Source organism: Saccharopolyspora sp. NPDC049357, assembly GCF_040677225.1.
Taxonomy (GTDB): domain Bacteria; phylum Actinomycetota; class Actinomycetes; order Mycobacteriales; family Pseudonocardiaceae; genus Saccharopolyspora.
Genome location: NZ_JBFAQJ010000024.1, coordinates 88,997 through 104,731 on the forward strand (window position 1 = coordinate 88,997; position 15,735 = coordinate 104,731).

Annotated in this window: 12 protein-coding genes; 3 read left to right on the forward strand and 9 right to left on the reverse strand. The window is 68.8% G+C overall.

All coding sequences use genetic code 11. The features are described 5' to 3' along the window. Positions 1–54: 54 nt before the first annotated feature. From AB0J91_RS20480 to AB0J91_RS20490, 3 genes are all read right to left on the reverse strand, one after another. On the reverse strand, positions 55–1,449 hold the full coding sequence (locus AB0J91_RS20480; RefSeq protein ID WP_363871123.1) for an MFS transporter: 1,395 nt from the start codon (positions 1,447–1,449) through the stop codon (positions 55–57). A gap of 229 nt (positions 1,450–1,678) precedes the next feature. After that, the gene (locus AB0J91_RS20485) at positions 1,679–3,025 is read right to left on the reverse strand and encodes an FAD-dependent oxidoreductase (protein ID WP_363871126.1); all 1,347 of its coding nucleotides are present in this window, start codon (positions 3,023–3,025) and stop codon (positions 1,679–1,681) included. Between the two features lie 40 nt (positions 3,026–3,065). After that, positions 3,066–3,761, reverse strand: coding sequence for a transporter (locus AB0J91_RS20490; RefSeq protein WP_363871129.1), 696 nt, complete (start codon positions 3,759–3,761; stop codon positions 3,066–3,068). A 339-nt stretch (positions 3,762–4,100) separates the two neighbouring features. On the opposite strand from AB0J91_RS20490, the gene AB0J91_RS20495 reads away from it, so the two are divergent. After that, positions 4,101–4,709 (forward strand): TetR/AcrR family transcriptional regulator, encoded by a 609-nt coding sequence (locus AB0J91_RS20495; RefSeq protein WP_363871132.1) that lies wholly within the window; start codon positions 4,101–4,103, stop codon positions 4,707–4,709. A gap of 39 nt (positions 4,710–4,748) precedes the next feature. Here AB0J91_RS20495 and AB0J91_RS20500 read toward each other — a convergent pair whose 3' ends face one another. From AB0J91_RS20500 to AB0J91_RS20525, 6 genes are read right to left on the reverse strand one after another with little or no spacing between them, the layout of a single operon-like run. Further along, positions 4,749–6,212, reverse strand: a complete 1,464-nt coding sequence (locus AB0J91_RS20500; RefSeq protein WP_363871135.1) for an aldehyde dehydrogenase — start codon at positions 6,210–6,212, stop codon at positions 4,749–4,751. 25 nt (positions 6,213–6,237) lie between these two features. Next, a complete protein-coding gene (locus AB0J91_RS20505) occupies positions 6,238–7,335 on the reverse strand; it encodes a Zn-dependent alcohol dehydrogenase (protein ID WP_363871138.1) in 1,098 nt (365 codons plus the stop codon). Positions 7,336–7,387: 52 nt separating this feature from the next. Further along, a complete protein-coding gene (locus AB0J91_RS20510) occupies positions 7,388–9,784 on the reverse strand; it encodes an AMP-binding protein (RefSeq protein ID WP_363871141.1) in 2,397 nt (798 codons plus the stop codon). Beyond that, on the reverse strand, positions 9,781–10,593 hold the full coding sequence (locus AB0J91_RS20515; RefSeq protein WP_363871144.1) for a gamma-glutamyl-gamma-aminobutyrate hydrolase family protein: 813 nt from the start codon (positions 10,591–10,593) through the stop codon (positions 9,781–9,783). Before AB0J91_RS20515 ends, AB0J91_RS20510 begins: the two co-directional genes overlap by 4 nt. Before the next feature lie 5 nt (positions 10,594–10,598). Then, positions 10,599–11,972 carry a glutamine synthetase gene (locus tag AB0J91_RS20520; protein ID WP_363871146.1) on the reverse strand — a complete coding sequence of 458 codons (1,374 nt, stop codon included), beginning with the start codon at positions 11,970–11,972 and terminating at the stop codon, positions 10,599–10,601. Beyond that, positions 11,965–12,627, reverse strand: a complete 663-nt coding sequence (locus AB0J91_RS20525) for a hypothetical protein (RefSeq protein WP_363871149.1) — start codon at positions 12,625–12,627, stop codon at positions 11,965–11,967. The genes AB0J91_RS20520 and AB0J91_RS20525 overlap by 8 nt, the downstream gene beginning before the upstream one ends. 162 nt (positions 12,628–12,789) lie before the next feature. Here AB0J91_RS20525 and AB0J91_RS20530 point away from each other — a divergent pair, with 162 nt between their 5' ends. After that, positions 12,790–13,767 (forward strand): alpha/beta hydrolase, encoded by a 978-nt coding sequence (locus AB0J91_RS20530; protein ID WP_363871151.1) that lies wholly within the window; start codon positions 12,790–12,792, stop codon positions 13,765–13,767. Positions 13,768–13,895: 128 nt separating this feature from the next. Beyond that, entirely contained in the window at positions 13,896–15,560 is a 1,665-nt protein-coding gene (locus AB0J91_RS20535; RefSeq protein ID WP_363871154.1) for an NAD(P)/FAD-dependent oxidoreductase, read from the forward strand. Positions 15,561–15,735 lie beyond the last annotated feature (175 nt).

Consider the following 15,735-nt stretch of genomic DNA (forward strand, 5'->3'; position numbering starts at 1 on the left):
CCCCTCGTGCGGGGTAGAAACCCAGCGCTACCTCTCTTGAAATGGCTTCCGCTGTCAAGGGAGCTCGGGTCCCGTGCCCGTCCTGGAGGCATGGGCAGGCGGGTGAGGCGTGATCCTCGTGGTGGTCGCCGGGCGACTTCTGCGCTGGCGTAGTCGCGCGATGAGCGTGACGAGCAGGACCAGCAGCGAGAAGCCGAGGGTGATCGCGTAGCCGATCGTGTAGAGGTATGGCTCCGGCACGCTGGTACCGGGGACGGTGGCGACCGTGAGCAGTCCGGTGACCAGTGCCGCGCCGAATGCGATGCCGATGGCCATGAGGGTGCCCACCATGCCCGCGGCCATGCCGGCCTTGTGCTCCGGAACGACCATCTGCGGGGCAGCGAAGCTGCCGCTGTAGCCCACGCGGCTACCTCCCCCGACGAGAGCGGCACCGATGAGGTAATGCCACCACTCCTGGTGGGCGACCGCGAGCCAGGCGAGCCCGATGGCGCAGACCGTGGCGCCGACGACGAGGACGGCGGCCTTGCGGCCCTTCGCGACAGCCCTTTCAGCGGCCTTCCCACCGACGAACATCATCAGCGCGAAGGGCAGCATGAGAAGGCCCGTGCCCAGAGCGTCCACACCCAGTCCGTATCCGGCCGAGGTGGGCGTCTGGGTGTAGTAGGACGCCAGCAGGAGGAATCCGGCGTCCACGCAACCGAACATCGCGGCCGCGAAGCACGCCGGTTTGACGAAGGGCTTCTGCAGCACCTTGACGTCGAACACCGCCGACGTGGAACGGCGCTCCACCCGAACCCACGCCACGCCACCCGCGATACCGGCGAGCAGCAGCACGATCGCCGCACCGCCCCACAGGAGGCCCTGGGTCAGCGCGAGCAGGATGAGGGTGAGCCACGCGATCATCCAGGCCGTTCCGGGAATGCCGATCTTTCCCGACGATTCCGGTGTGGACGAGGGGATGACGACGACCAAGGCCACCGTGGTCGCCACCACGGCCGCGGTCAGGATGAAGAAGAAGCTCTGCAGCGACAGGAACTTCACCGTCAGCCCGCCGCCGATCATGCCGGCAACGGTCCCGGAGCCGGTGGCCATGATCAGCACGCTGACCGCCGTGGAGACCGCATCACCTGGCAGGTGCCGGCGCAGGAAGCCGAGCGGCAGCAGCTGGGCGGAGCTGCCGAACCCGAGGAACGCGGACCCGATCAGCAGCGTCACGTACGAATTGCCGATGGCAGGCGTGAGCGCGCCGACCGTGAGCACAGCACCGGACAACAGCGACGTGGTGCGGTCGTTGAGCACGTCGGCGAGACGCGGGAGCAGGACGAAACCTGCGCCACCGCCCAGCGTCGCCGCGGTGAAGATCCACGCCGACGCCGGGACGTCGAGCTCGAACTGCGCCTGCATCAGAGGAAGCAGGGGCGGGAACATGAAGGAGACCGCGTTGGTCACGGTGGCGAGGACGGCCGCGACGCTGATGAGCGCACCGCGCGAAGGGCCAACCCTCGTTGGAGCCGCAGGACTTACCGATTTGGTCAGTCTGGTCATGTTCGTTTCCAATGGTCATTTGCCGGCATGTGGGAGGGGCAATCCGCCACCGAGATCGGGCCATCGCTCAGGAGACGCGCCGGCCGGTCGCCGGCGACGACGTGCCAGAGGACGGGATGTGCTCAGTCGGCTTTCACGCCGTTGGCATCGAACGCCGTCGAGCACGTCGCCGGCTGCCGTTCACCACGTCGTTGAACCGGTCGACGGCCCAGATGGTGCGCAGTCCCAGCGGGCCCATCATCATCGGGCGGGGGAAGTTGGGCGTCTTCTTCCACAAGACCTCGAGGTCTTCGTGCCGCTGGCCGTCGACGATCAGATCGGCCATGAGCGACCCGACGTAGGGCGCCTGGGCGAGCCCGTGCCCGTTGCACGCGATCGAGTAGAGGATGTCGTCGCCGAGTTTGCCGGCGAGCGGCAACCAGGTCGAGGTGATCGCGATCCAGCCTCCCCACGCGCGATCGACGGACACATCGGCCAGGGCCGGGAAGCGCATCGCGAAGGCTTCCGCGAGTTCCTCGACCAGTGCCGGATCCGGCGTTTTCGACGGAAGCGGGTAGGTCCTGCCCCGCTCGAGCCGGCGGACGCCGAAGACGATGGTGTTGCGCGAGGTCAGCCGGTAGTTCTCCATGATGGCGTGCTGAGTCACCAGTCCCGACCGACTGGTCCAGCCCAGCGCGGTCAGGCGCTCGGGATCGATCGGCTCGGTTTCGACCTCGCAGACCCAGATGGGAACGGCGAGGTGCCGTGGGGTGATGTCCCACTCGCCGGCGAAGGCGTTGGTCGCGAGCACCACCTCGTCCGCACGAACAACACCGCGCGGGGTGGAGATGACGACCTGGCCTCCCTCGCGGGCCACGTCGGTGACCTTCGTCCGCTCGAAGACCTGGGCGTCCGACGACAGCAGGGCTCGGCGCAGGCCCAGGGCGAACTTGCCGGGGTTCATGATCCCGCCGACCACCTCGCGCATTCCACCGAGGAATCCCCGCGGGATGCCGAGTTCGTCGCTGGTGCCGAGCTCGACGTCGGTACCGGCCTTCCGCAGGATCTTGGCCACTCGGCGCACGCGCCCCATCTGTCCAGGTGAGACCGCGGCGAAGCAGTTGCCGACCGGCTCGTAGTCGCAGTCGACGTCGTACCGCTTGATCACATCTTCCACGTGGTGCGCGGCGTGGTCGGCGAAGCGCGCCATGGCGGGCATCTTCTTGCCGAACAACAGGTTCAGCAGCTGCAGGTCGCCGCCCGGGGCTCCGGCCAGCTGCCCGGCGTTGCGGGAACTGGAACCGTGACCGCAGAACTCCGCCTCCAGCAGCAGGACGTCCTGACCGCGCTCGGCCAGCCGCAGCGCCGTGGACATGCCGTTGATGCCGCCGCCGATGACCGCGACCGAGCAGGTGCGGTCGTCGGCCAAGGCGGGCTGAACATCACCGGGAGGATCGACCCAACCGCTGAAGGGCTCGTACTCCACGTTGCTCGTCCTCATTGACGTGCTCCTCGCAGATGCGTTGTTCAGGCCTCGACGCTCAGAGTCGTGCCGTGCTCCGGTCGTTCGCCGTCGGCTCCACACCCGTCGCCACGTTGTGGTCGTGCGCGGCGCGGTAGGCGAAGTAGTACACGCACATCTGGGTTCCCCAGACGGCCAGCGCGGCGGTGTAGAAGACCGTCCGGTGCGCGTCGTCGCCCGGGATCGGGAAGAAGTCGTAGGTGATCGCGATGGCGGATGCCGCTGCCGTCGCCAGCCCCGCTCCGACGGCCAGCCGCTTGGCGCCGATGCGCCAGAGCCGCCACGAGAAGTAGACGAGGAAGAGCGTGGTGAGCACGTTGACCACGACGTAGAACACGGCCGGGCCGACGTAGAACGCGGGGGCGCGGAACTGCTGGAGGTACAGCCCGGCGGCGATGGCCAACCCGAACGCGGCGACATCGACCACCACGCTGGGCTTGTAGCGGTGGGTGACCCGCATGAGGCCCATGACGAGGATGAGCGTGATGCCGACCGATCGCGAGAAGGCGTCGAAGAAGTAGGCGATGCTGTACAGCACGCTGCCGTCGTGACCACCGGTGAGCGCCCAGATCAGGAAGTTCGTGCCCGAGGTGGCCACGACCATCCATTCCAAGCCGAGCAGGTAGTTGCCGTAGTTCCGGATGAACTTCCACCCGTAGAAGAAGCCGGCGAAGATCATCCACAGATCGGCCAGCATGAAGAGCAGGTCTTTCATTTTCCTTGTCCTCTGGGTCGAGCCTTCGCTCCTGCGCCGGAGACCGGTGCGCTGTTCTCGGCGCCCGATGTGGAGACGGTCGGCGCGGGCGACTGATTCAGGACACGCACACCCGGTGTGGCGGGTGGCGTGTGCTCGCCATCAGCGGTTGCGTGCCGCAGACCAGGAACTTGTGATCCCGGCCATATCCTAGCCGCGTCTTAGTCATTTGAGCCAGTCGTTTGACCAAGTTTTTCAGATCGAAACCTCGCCGTCCGATTCCGGCGCGCCTGTTAGGCTTGTACTTGACTGGGTCAAGTGTCCAACTAGCTGCGGACGCCCTGAGATCGGGAGGACTTCGTGCCACGCATCTCCGCCGCGGAGCGGCGCAACGACTTCGTCCGCGCAGCGGTCGACGTCATCGCGACCCACGGCATCGACGGCGCGACGACACGGCGCATCGCCGAGCAGGCGCAGGCGCCGCTGGCGACGCTGCACTACTGCTACAACTCCAAGGAGGACCTGCTGGCCGACGTCTTCGACCACGTCGCAGGCAGGTTCCGCGAGGCCATCACCGACAGCGACCCGCACGCCGACCTGGTCGAAACGGCTCGTGCGCTCCTGCGTGGCGTCATGGAGTTCTACCTCGAATCGCCCAACCTCGGGTCGACGGCCCTGGAGGTCACCAACTGGGCACGGCGGCAGAACCGAGACCACGCCATCACGGTGTACGACAAGGCCATGGAAACCCTGCGCGCCACGCTCCGGTCCGCGGCCGCGGACCAGCCGCTCGAACCGGAGACCGTCGACCACCTCGCTTACGTCATCGCGAGCTTGGCCGACGGCTTCGGCCTGAACTGGCTGACCTACGGCGATCGATCCGCCGCAGCGGAACAGATGCAGGTCACCACTTCCGTTCTGGAGAGCTGGCTCGCGACTCGACTCGAAACGTCGCCCGCCGCACTGTGATCGGCTCCCTCGGCTCGGCGCGAGCGCCGCTCCGCGGTCTCACAGCGGAAGGTCGGGCGAGTCGACACCGACGACCCTGTCGCCGCAGAAGACGCGAACCGACTCGGCAGGCCCGTGGCCGCCGATTCCGGCCGGGCCCCAGAAGCTCTGCGCCGAGTCCTCGCCGAGGTCGGCGAGTTTGGCGCCGTTGACGCGCACCTCGCCGGACAGGACGCGCGAGCCGATCTCCATCGCGTGGCCGGTGTCGGTGCCGAACACGTAGGCGGCGAGCCCCGAAGGTGTCGCGTTGGCGGTGCGCAAGGCTTCCTCGTCGGAGTCGACGGGGTGCAGCGACACGACCGGCCCGAAGAGTTCGGCGGTGGCCTGCGCGGGATCGGCGTGGACGGCGATCGTGGGCGAGAGGAAGAACCCGTCGAGGCCCGGCAGCCGGGCCGGCTGGTGGATGCTCGCGCCGCGATCGCGCAGCCCCTCGATCCTGCCCTGCAGGGTCTGGAAGTGCGGCGCGTTCGAGAGGGGGCCGATCTCGACGTCCTCGTCGAGCGAGTGGCCGACCACGAGCTTGGCGATGCGCTCGGTCAACGCCTCGAGCAGCGGATCGGCCAGACGGCGGTGCGCGAGCACCTTCCCGGGGCCTTCGCACCACTGACCGTTCAGCTTGGTCATGCCCTCGAGGATGCCGTCGGCGGCGACCTCGACGTCCGCGTCCTCCAGCACGAGCGCTGGGTTGTTGCCGCCGAGCTCCAGCTGCAGCACCGTGAAGTCCTCCGCGGCTGCCCGGGCGATCGCGCGGCCCGCGCCCGGTCCCCCGGTGAACGAGACGATCTTGATGCGCGGATCGCTGGTCAGCGCGGCGCCGACGTCACCGGCACCGTGCACGAGCTGCAGCGCACCGCTGGGCAGGCCCGCCTCCACGAAGCACTCGACGATGATCTGCGCACTGCTCGGCGCGTGCTCCGACGGCTTCAGGACCACCGGGCAGCCCGCCGCGACCGCGCTGACGACCTTCGCCGCGGGGATGAAGCTCGGGCCGTTCCACGGAGTCAGGATCGCGGCCGCACCCCACGGGACCTTGTGGAGGCGGACATCGCGGCCACCCGCTTCCAACGCCGTCACGCGGGGGATGCTCAGCAGATCGCTCGCCGCGGATCGAATCCTGGCCGGGAGGAACGCCGCAGCTGTCCGGGTGATGCTGATCGGGGCACCGCTGGTGAGGGAATCGGTCCGAGCGATGTCCTCGACGCGGGCCTCGAGGAGCGCGGCGACGCGCTCGAGCACGTCCGCTCGCTCGTGGCGGGCCTCGTCGTCCCAGCGCCCGATGTCGTACACCCGCTGCGCGTGGTGCAGCGCGCGTTCCAGCTCACCGGGAGCGGTCGTGACCGCGCGGTGAACGGGTTCTCGCGTGTTGGGGTCGACGTTCCACGCGTCGTGGACCGCCTCGCATGCGCTCCAGTCGTCGGCGATGTAGTTCACCGGCTGGGGAATCCTGTTGTCCTTGCTCGCCATAGTGGGGATCGCCTTCGTGCTGTGTTCAGGACTGCAGGTCGACGACGACGCGTGTCACGTCACCGGATTTCATCGCTTCGAAGCCCTCGTTGATCTCGCGGAACGGGATCACCTGCGTGACCATCTCGTCGAGGAGCAGCTGGCCCTGCTGGTACAGCCTGGCGAACTGCGCGATGTCCTGGCGCGCCTGGCCCGAGCCCATGTAGGAGCCGATGAGTCGCTTCTCCTCGAAGAAGAAGTCCAGTGCGGGCAGGCTCAGTTCCGTGCCTCCCGGGGCGATGCCCACCAGGCACGCGGTGCCCGTCGGTCGCACGACGGCCAGGGCCGTCGCCGCGGTGCGCGCCGAGCCGACCGCCTCGAACGCGTAGTCGACGCCGTCTCCGAGCTGCTCGCGCACCTGTGCGACGACGTCGTCGGCTCCGCCGTTGACGACGTGGGTCGCGCCGTAGCCGCGGGCCGCCTTCAGCCGTGCTTCGTCGAGGTCGATGGCGACGATGGCCGACGCTCCCGCGAGCCGGGCCCCTTGGATGATGGCCGAGCCGACTCCACCGCATCCGATGACGGCGGCGGTGCTGCCGGGGCGCATCTGGGCGCCGCGGAAGACGGCGCCGACGCCGGTGGTGATGCAGCACGAGAGCAAGCAGCCGACGTGCAGCGGCACGTCGTCGGCGACCTTCACCAGAGCGTTCTCCCGCATGAGGGTGTGCTGCGAGAAACCTCCGATGTCGCCGAGCCGCTCGACCGGCCTGCCGTCCTGGAACTGGAAGGCCGGTCGTGGTCGCCGGCGGATCTCCGCCACCCGCTGGCACTGCGTCGACCGGCCCGCTTCGCAGTTGGTGCACCGGCCGCAGGACGGCGTCAGCGCCCCGACGACCCGGTCTCCCGGGTGCAGATCGGACACCGACGACCCCACAGACTCGACGACGCCGGCGACCTCGTGGCCGAGAACCACCGGCAGGTCGATGGGCACGGTTCCGGTCATGTAGTGCAGGTCGCTGTGGCACAGACCCACGTGAGTGACTTCGACGCGCACTTCCAGCGGTTCCGGCTCGTCGGCCTGGATCGCGGCCAGGTCCAACGGCTCGTTGACCGCGTTCAGGACCGCGGCCTTCGTCTCGATCATGTCGCGCACTCCTCTGCTGTGCGATGGACGTTTCGGCTCTGGGCTTTCCGGGTCACGGTCGACCTGCCTTGGCCGTCCAGAAGCCCGCGATGCCCGCGCTGACCACCCCGCTGTCCCACGCCTGCTGCCCGGCGACGTCCTCGCGGGCGAAGGCCTTCTCGATCTCCTCGAGCTGCGGCCGCAGGAGTGCCAGGTGGGGAGCCGTCGTGCTGTTCTCCGGGGTCCAGGCGTGGACGGTGCGGATGGCCCGGTCGATGAGTTCGTCCGGCGGCACGATCTCGTCCACCAACCCGATCCGCAGTGCCTCGTCGGCGCCGATGCGCGGCGAGCCGAGGATCATCCGCATCGCGTGGTTGCCGACCAGCCGCGGGAGCAGCACGCTCGACGCGTTGGAGATGGTCAGGCCACGGCGGTTCTCCGGCTGGTAGTACTCCGCCGCAGGGTTCGCGATCCGCGCATCGCAGCACAGCGTGATCTCCGAAGCCCCGCCCACGGCGAGGCCGTTGACCGCGGCGATGACCGGAACGTTCGTCTGCAGGATCGCTCGCGTGATGTCGTGGAACGTCTCCAAGGCCGACCGGAGCTGTTCGTAGGAGGTGGGAGCGGAGGAGAGGTCCTCCCCTGCCGAGAACGCCCGTCCCTCGCCGGTGAGCACGATCCCGCGGGCCGCGTCACCTGTTCCGTGCTCGCGGATGGCCTCCGCCAGCCGCACCCGCGCCTCGACGTCCAGGGCGTTCAGCTTCTCCGGGCGGCGCAACGTCACCACGGCCACCTCCCGCACGACCTCGACGTCCACGACGCCAGAACTCGCCGTCGCCGAGGTGTTCTCACGGCGCGGACGCAGGTCGTAGGTGATCCCGGGCTCGTCCGCCGCGCGCGCCTTGAGCGCCGGCTTGTTGATCCGCTCCGACGGCGTGCGGGGAAACCCCGGCACGAACTCGACGTAGCGCGGCACCTTGAAGTGCGCCAGCTGGTGACGGACGCGCTCGATGACCCGCTCGGCTGTCGCCCGCTCGGGCACGATCCCCTCGGCGAGCTGGATGAAGGCCTTCACCTCTTCGCCGAGCACCTCGTCGGGTTCGGCGACGACGGCGGAGTCGACGACCACGTCGTCGCGTTCCAGCGCGGCCTCGACCTCGGCGCTCGCGACGTTCTCACCGCCGCGGCGCACCATGTCCTTGACCCGCCCGACCAGCTGGATGCCGCCATCCGGTCGGCGGAGGACGACGTCGCCGGTGCGGAGACAACCGTCCCGCAGCACCTCCGCGGTCGCCTCCGGCCTGTTCCAGTAGCCGTTCATCATCGGCTTGCCGGAGATGACCATCTCACCCGGTTCGCCGTCGGGAGCATCGTTGCCGTCCGGATCGACCACGCGAATCGTCTTGGTCGGCACGGGAATACCGAGGCTGCCACTCCCGACCGCGCCGGTGTCGTCGACCGGGCTGAACAGATCGACCCCGGACTCGGTCATGCCGAAGACCTCCCGCCACGGGGCTCCCCAGCGCTGTTCCAGCTGGGCGTGCAGGCCCACTGGAATGCCCGAGCACAGCACCAGGCGGAGGTCGTTGTCCAGGTCATCGGGGTGCGGTGCCTGCTTGAACAGCAGGGTCGGCATCGAGCCGAGCACGTAGCAGAACGTGGCCCGATGACGGCGGACGTCGGCGAAGAAGCCGGAGGCGGAGAACCGCGGCAGCACCACCAGGGGAGCCGCGACCGTCAGCGCGAGCGCGGTGTTCCACTGCGGATCCATGTACGAGAACGGTTGGGCCGTCAGCAGGACGTCCTCGGGCCCGAGCTCGGTGACCGCGGCGCAGACCCAGCCCAGGCGGACCCAGTAGTCGTGGGTGAGCACGCACGCCTTCGGGAAACCGGTCGTGCCCGAGGTGTACTGCAGGTTGGCGAGCGTGTCGGCGTCGACGACCACCTCCGGCGCGGTCGCCGGGAACGGACCGGTCCCGTCCTCGGCGAGATCAACGATGCGCACCTCCTCCAGGCCGCGTTCGGCTGCCGCGTCGTTCACGAGCGGTGCGCGTTCCCTGTCGGTGACCACGATTCGCGCGCCCGAGTCCTCCAGGACGAACGCGAGATCTGCGCTCTTGTACGAGGAGTTGATCGGCACGGCCACGGCACCGGCCTTGAGCGCGGCCAGCCACGCGACCGGCCAGTGCACGATGTTCGGCAGCATGATCGCGACGCGGTCACCCACCCGAACGCCATCGACCTCGATCAGCCGGTGCGCCAACTTCGACGTCCACCTGTCGATCTCGGCGAAGGTCCACGACGTGTCGCCGAACCGCAGGAACTCCTCGTCGGGGAAGCGCGTCGCGCACGCGGACAGCAGAGCGTTCAGCGTCGGAGTGGACGGGTCGTCCCCGATGCGCTCCATCGCCACGACCGATTGCTGACCACACAGCGACGCGACGTCGGCCCCTTCGCCCCACTCGTTCACGATGACTGCTGCCTTTCTCTCGCGTTCGTCGATGTTGCTGTCGTGGGAACCCGGCGGGCCGACTCCTCGACGATCCAGCTCATCGTCGGATCGGCACGCACCATCCACTCCGGATGCCACTGCACGCCGAGGACCGGTGAACCGGGGAGCTCCACGGCCTCGACCACGCCGTCGCTCGTCCGGCCGGTCACCACGAGCCCCGCACCGCAGCGGTCGACGGCCTGGTGGTGCCACGAGTTGGTCACCGCCCGGTCCCCGAGCAGTTCCGCCGCGATCGAGCCTGGTTCGAAGACCACGACGTGGTCGGCCGCGCCGTCGGTCGGCGCCGACTCCTCCGAGAGGTGCCGCACCGCGCTCGGCGGGAGGTCGGCGACGAGGGTGCCGCCGAGCGCGACGTTGAGGACCTGCATGCCCCGGCACACACCCAGCACCGGTAGCCCGCGCGCCAGGGCGGCGCGCGCGAGTGCGATCTCGTACTCGTCGCGCTCGACGTCGTGGACCATCGGATCCGCGCGAGGATCAACCCCGCGGACCACCGAGGTGTCCCCGCCCCAGCACGCCGGGTGCAGGTCCTGCCCGCCGGTGATGACCACCCCGCACAGCCACTGGCAGATCGCCACCACATCGGTGTCGTACGACAGGTGCACCGGCAGCCCACCGGCTCGGGCGATCCGGTCGGCGAAGTCCGACATGTAGCTGTCCGCGCAGCGATCGCCGTAGCGGCGATCCCCTCCGAGCAGATCCAGGCGGTAGCGCCGGCCGGTGATGCCGATGAGCGGCCGCGTCAGGGGTGAGGTGTCGGTGGTCATCGCCGTCACGGCAGTTCGAAGTACCGGGCCGACTCCCACTCCGAGAGCTCGGCGAACGGATCACCGCCTGCGGTGTGGAACTGCATCCACTCCCACCGGCGAGACCCGACCCAGTAGTCCACGAACTCCCCGCCCAGCAGATCCCGGAGGAGCGGATCCTGCTCGAGCTTGTCGGCAGCCTTGGTCATGGTGTCCGGCAACCGCTCGACGCCCAGCCCCGGCGGCAGGCACCACGCCATCTCGCTCACCGGCTCCGGTGGCTCGATCTTGCGCTCCACGCCCGCGATCACGCCCGCCAGCACACCCGCCAGCGCGAGGTACAGGTTCGCGTCCGCACCGGGGAGCCGGTACTCCAGGCGGGACTGCGTCGGATGCCCGCACACCGCCCGCACCGCGGTGGTCTTGTTGCTGATGCCCCACGTGATCGTCACCGGCGGTCCGCTGAGGTCGACCAACCGCCGGTACGACGTGATCTGCGGCAGCACGATCGACGTGTTGCCCTCGATCGTCGCCAGCAGCCCACCGATGGCGTGGCGCATCGTCGCCGACGGCCCGTCCTCGGCGTGGAAGGCGTTGACCCCGTCGCGCTGCAGCGACACGTTCAGGTGCGACGCCTGGCCGTAGCCGGCGGTGGGCTTGGCCATGAACGTCACGGTGCGCCCCTGCTCGAACGCGACCTCCCGCATGACCTGCCGGGTCCGCGCCCACGCATCCCCGACCGCGATCGGATCACCCGGCGCGAGGTTCAGCTCGATCTGACCGGCGGCGTCCTCGTCGCTCCACGCCTCCCACGCGATGCCCACCTCGTCGAGACGACGTGTGACCGCGCTCATGTACTCGACCCAGTCCTTCGACTTCGCGAGGTGGTAGGCCGTTCCCGCGGTCCCACCGAGAGGCGTGAGATCGCGGTAACCGCGGGACCGCGCCTCCTGAACCGACTCCTCGAAGACCGTCGCCTCGATCTCGACGGCGACGGCGGCGGTGAAACCGGAAGCCGAGAGCCGATCAACCATCTTCCGCACGAGGTTGCGCGGGCACAGCGGAACGGGCGTTCCGTCCTTGAGCCAGTAATCACCGATCACCGCGTCGAGTCCCGGCGCCCACTCCACCAGCGTCGACATGTCGGGGCGGAAGTAGACGTCGTCCAGATGCCCGCGCCACTCCGGGTAGGCGAACCCGAACGCCGGGGCATTGCCCAGGTCCAGACCGAACAGCAGATCAGCGAAGGCGAAACCGGAGTCCGCACCGGAGGCGAACTTCTCCCGAGCGACGTTCTTGCCCAGGAAACTCCCCTCTGGGTTCGTCGCCTCCAGACGCACCGTCCGCGAACGAGTTTCCAGGGCGTGCGCACCCCGTGCAGCCGTGGTGAGTTCAGTCATCGTAACGAACCTTCCAGGAAGCGCCGACCATCACGGACAGCTGAGACAACGTGCCCTGGATCCCCAGCACACCCGAGGACAGCACCGCGAGCAGATCGTCCGCGCCGGAGAAGATCCCGGCCAGCGTTTCCGGTTCGCCCGCGATCAAGTACTGCGAACTCCCTTGGCCCACAACAGCTTGTTCCACGCCGTCCGGACCTTCGGTCACCGCGATCAAGACGTCGGGGATGCCCGGCATGGACCGAGCGGCCTCCCAGAAGTGCTGCGCCGCCGCGCGCCAGTCCGGCAGCGGCGGAGCCAGGGCGGCGAGGATCCCGGCAGCGAGATCGGCATCGCCCACGGGATCCCCGACCGGCGCGAACCGCGCGTTGAGGTCGACGGTGAGCGTCACGTTCGGCGCGACGAACACGCCGCTGGACACGTCGATTCCGTTGTCGCCGAAGGCGATCGTCGCCGCCTGCGGCGTGTCGTGCGAACAGATCGCCACCGTTCCCGCCGACCTGCGCAGGGTCTCGAACGCGTGCCCGGCCCGGGCTGAGTCCCGCAAGGTGCGCCCGATCAACCGAACGATCGGGCTCGCATCATCCTCGGTCCTGACCTCGACCTGTCCGGCACCCGCAGGGGGCGCCGTGGGGACCGTCGCGGTTTCGGTCATCTTGTGGTCCTTTCGAATTCGCGAGATCACACGCGAAGCGCGGAGAGTCACCCGTTCCACCACCCGGCGGTCTTAGTCAGGCGACTTGGACGTTTGACTATGTTGCGGCACAGGTCACACACTGTCAACACCCCAACCCACCTCAACCTGGAGAGTCATCGCGTGACCAAGCCCCGCCCCTCGCACTGGGGCCACCTCGACGCCGACGCCCAACTCGTCGCCCAGGCCAACGCCGAAGTGCTGAGGAGCCCGCTCCGCGAACTCGGAGCCGAATCGGCGCGAGAGCTGTTGTCCACAGCGCCTTCCGAGAACCCCAAGACCCACCTGGACCGCGTCGACGAGCTGACCGTGCCCGGCAGGTCGGGACACCTCCGGGCTCGCCTGTACCACCCGCCCCGCTCCGCCACAGCAGACCCACGACCGGCGCTGATCTACCTCCACGGCGGCGGATTCGTCCTCGGCACCCTCGACGGCGCCGACGAGGTCTGCCGCGCCATCGCCGCGCGGTCCGGGTGGGCGGTGCTGTCCCCGGAGTACCGACTTGCCCCGGAGCACCCACACCCGGCCGCCCTCGAAGACTCCTTCGACGCGTTGACCTGGCTCCGCCGATCGGCACCCGAGCTCGGCATCGACCCGGACGTGATCGCGGTGGGCGGAGACTCGGCAGGCGGCAACCTCGCCGCCGCGCTCTGCCTCCAGATCCGGGACCTCGCACTGCCCCGGCCCGCCTCGCAGGTCCTCATCTACCCCGCCGTCGACGATTCGTTCTCCAGACCGTCCTGGACGGAGTTCGCCGACGCACCCCTGCTGACCGCTGCCGACGCCCGCTGGCTCTGGGAGCAGTACGTCGGCGCCGGTTGCGGGGACGTCGGACACCTCGCGGCCCCGATGAGGGCTCGGTCGTTGCGAGCTCTGCCACCCGCGCTGGTCCTGACCGCCGAGGTCGACCCGCTGCGCGACGACGCCGAGGCCTACGCCGAGCGACTGCGCCACGACAGCGTTGCGGTGACCGCGATCCGCTATCGGGGGGTGTTCCACGGCTTCTTCACCGAGGTCGGCGTCTTCGCCAAGACCGACGCGGCGATCGACGACGTCGTTCGCCATCTGCGCGGCCTCGCCGCGCCGCCCTCACCTTCCTGAGGCGCGGTCCTGCCATTGACGAACGAACAGCCCGCGCTTAACTTCTTAGTCAAATGACCCAGACAGCTGACAATCTATCTTGTGTGGCTTGTCCATGACCCGCTCCAGACGACGAGAAGGCAGAGACCATGACTGACACCCCTTCGTCGACCGCCCCTGTTGTGGACGTGCTGTGCGTCGGCGCCGGGTTCTCCGGGCTGTACGCCGCGTACAAGACCACCGAGAAGGGCTGGAGCTTCGCCGGATTCGAGACCGCTCCCAGCGTCGGCGGAACCTGGTACTGGAACACCTACCCCGGTGCCCGCTGCGACGTCGAAAGCGTCTACTACTCCTACTCCTTCAGCGAAGAGCTCCAGCAGGAGTGGACCTGGAGCGAGCGCTTCGCCCCGCAGGCCGAGATCCTGGCCTACATCAATCACGTGGCGGACCGCTTCGACCTCCGCCGGCACTTCCAGTTCAACACCCGGGTGGTCTCCGCGACCTGGCTGGCCGACGAGCACCTCTGGGAGGTCGCGCTCGACTCCGGCGAAACCCGCCGGGGCCGCTACCTGCTCGCCGGATCGGGCGGCTTGTCAACGCCGAAGGACGTCGACGTGCCCGGGCAGGAGAACTTCACCGGGATCACGGTGTCCACCAGCCGCTGGAACATCTCCCTGGACGACCTCGGAGGCAAACGCGTCGCCGTCATCGGCACCGGATCATCCGGCGTGCAGTGCATCCCGCTCATCGCCGAGGTCGCCGAGCACCTCACCGTTTTCCAGCGCACCCCCAACTACGTCTTCCCCGCCCGCAACGCCCCGCTCGACCCCGACACCGTCGAGAAGATCAAGAGCAACTACCCCGCCATCCGCGAAGAATGCCGCCACTCCCCCGGCGGCATCCCGGACCGGCCGGTCACCGACCGCGCCTTCGACGTCCCCGCCGAAGAACGGCACCAGCGCTACGAGAAGGCCTACGAACGCAGCGGATTCCTCGGCGTCGGCGCGGAGTTCGCCGACCTGCTCCTCGACACCGAGGCCAACGAGACCGCCGCGGAATTCATGCGCGGGAAGATCCGCGAGATCGTCGACCTCCCCGAGAAGGCACGCGTCCTGGAGCCCCGGTACCACCCGCTGGGCGCCAAGCGCAGCTGCTTCGGCACCGACTACTACGAAACCTTCAACCGCCCCAACGTCTCCGTGGTCTCGCTGCGCGACGAACCCATCGAGACCATGACCGCCGACAGCATCATCACCAGCAACGAGTCCTACCCCGTCGACGCCCTGGTGCTGGCCATCGGGTTCGACGCCTTCACCGGCCCGCTGTTCGCGCTCAACATCACCACGCCGCAGGCGGGCAAGCTGCAGGACGCGTGGAGCGACGGCACCCGCACCCTGCTGGGCATCATGACCGCCGGGTTCCCGAACTTCTTCATGATCGGCGGCCCGCAGAGCCCCGCACTCGTCAGCAACGTCATCGTCACCATCGAGCAGGCCGTCGACTGGATCACCGGGCTCATCGACCACGCCAAGTCCCAGGGCGCCCAGGTCATCGAACCCACCAGCGAGGCCCAGGACGACTGGGTGACCATCACCGAGGAAACCGTCGGCCAGACGCTCTACGCCGGCACCGACTCCTGGTACCGCGGCTCGAACATCGCCGGCAAACCCACCACCTTCATGGGCTACGTCGGCGGCGTGGGCAAATACCGCCGCATGTGCACCGAACTCGCCGAACGCGGCTACCCCGGCATCTCCATCGACGGCCACGCCCCCGATTCCCGCATCGGCCGCATCGACGAGGAAATCGACTGAGCACCACCCACCGGCTCACCAGCCCGTCGGCGATCCACGCACGCCGGCGGGCTGGTGTTTCCATTTGAGACGGCTCTCCGGCTCCGGGCGCGCCCACCCATGTGCGCCGGACGTCCGTGGGTGGGGGGGCGTCCGCGCGGGGGGGGGGGGGGGCGGGCCCCCCCCCCAGAGGCTA

Excerpts from the sequence above, each read along its gene's own strand:
- AB0J91_RS20485 (WP_363871126.1), bottom strand. The coding sequence starts at position 3,025 with ATGAGGACGAGCAACGTGGAGTACGAGCCCTTCAGCGGTTGGGTCGAT.
- AB0J91_RS20490 (WP_363871129.1), bottom strand. The coding sequence starts at position 3,761 with ATGAAAGACCTGCTCTTCATGCTGGCCGATCTGTGGATGATCTTCGCC.
- AB0J91_RS20500 (WP_363871135.1), bottom strand. The coding sequence starts at position 6,212 with ATGGCGAGCAAGGACAACAGGATTCCCCAGCCGGTGAACTACATCGCC.
- AB0J91_RS20505 (WP_363871138.1), bottom strand. The coding sequence starts at position 7,335 with ATGATCGAGACGAAGGCCGCGGTCCTGAACGCGGTCAACGAGCCGTTG.
- AB0J91_RS20515 (WP_363871144.1), bottom strand. The coding sequence starts at position 10,593 with ATGACCACCGACACCTCACCCCTGACGCGGCCGCTCATCGGCATCACC.
- AB0J91_RS20520 (WP_363871146.1), bottom strand. The coding sequence starts at position 11,972 with ATGACTGAACTCACCACGGCTGCACGGGGTGCGCACGCCCTGGAAACT.
- AB0J91_RS20525 (WP_363871149.1), bottom strand. The coding sequence starts at position 12,627 with ATGACCGAAACCGCGACGGTCCCCACGGCGCCCCCTGCGGGTGCCGGA.
- AB0J91_RS20535 (WP_363871154.1), top strand. The coding sequence starts at position 13,896 with ATGACTGACACCCCTTCGTCGACCGCCCCTGTTGTGGACGTGCTGTGC.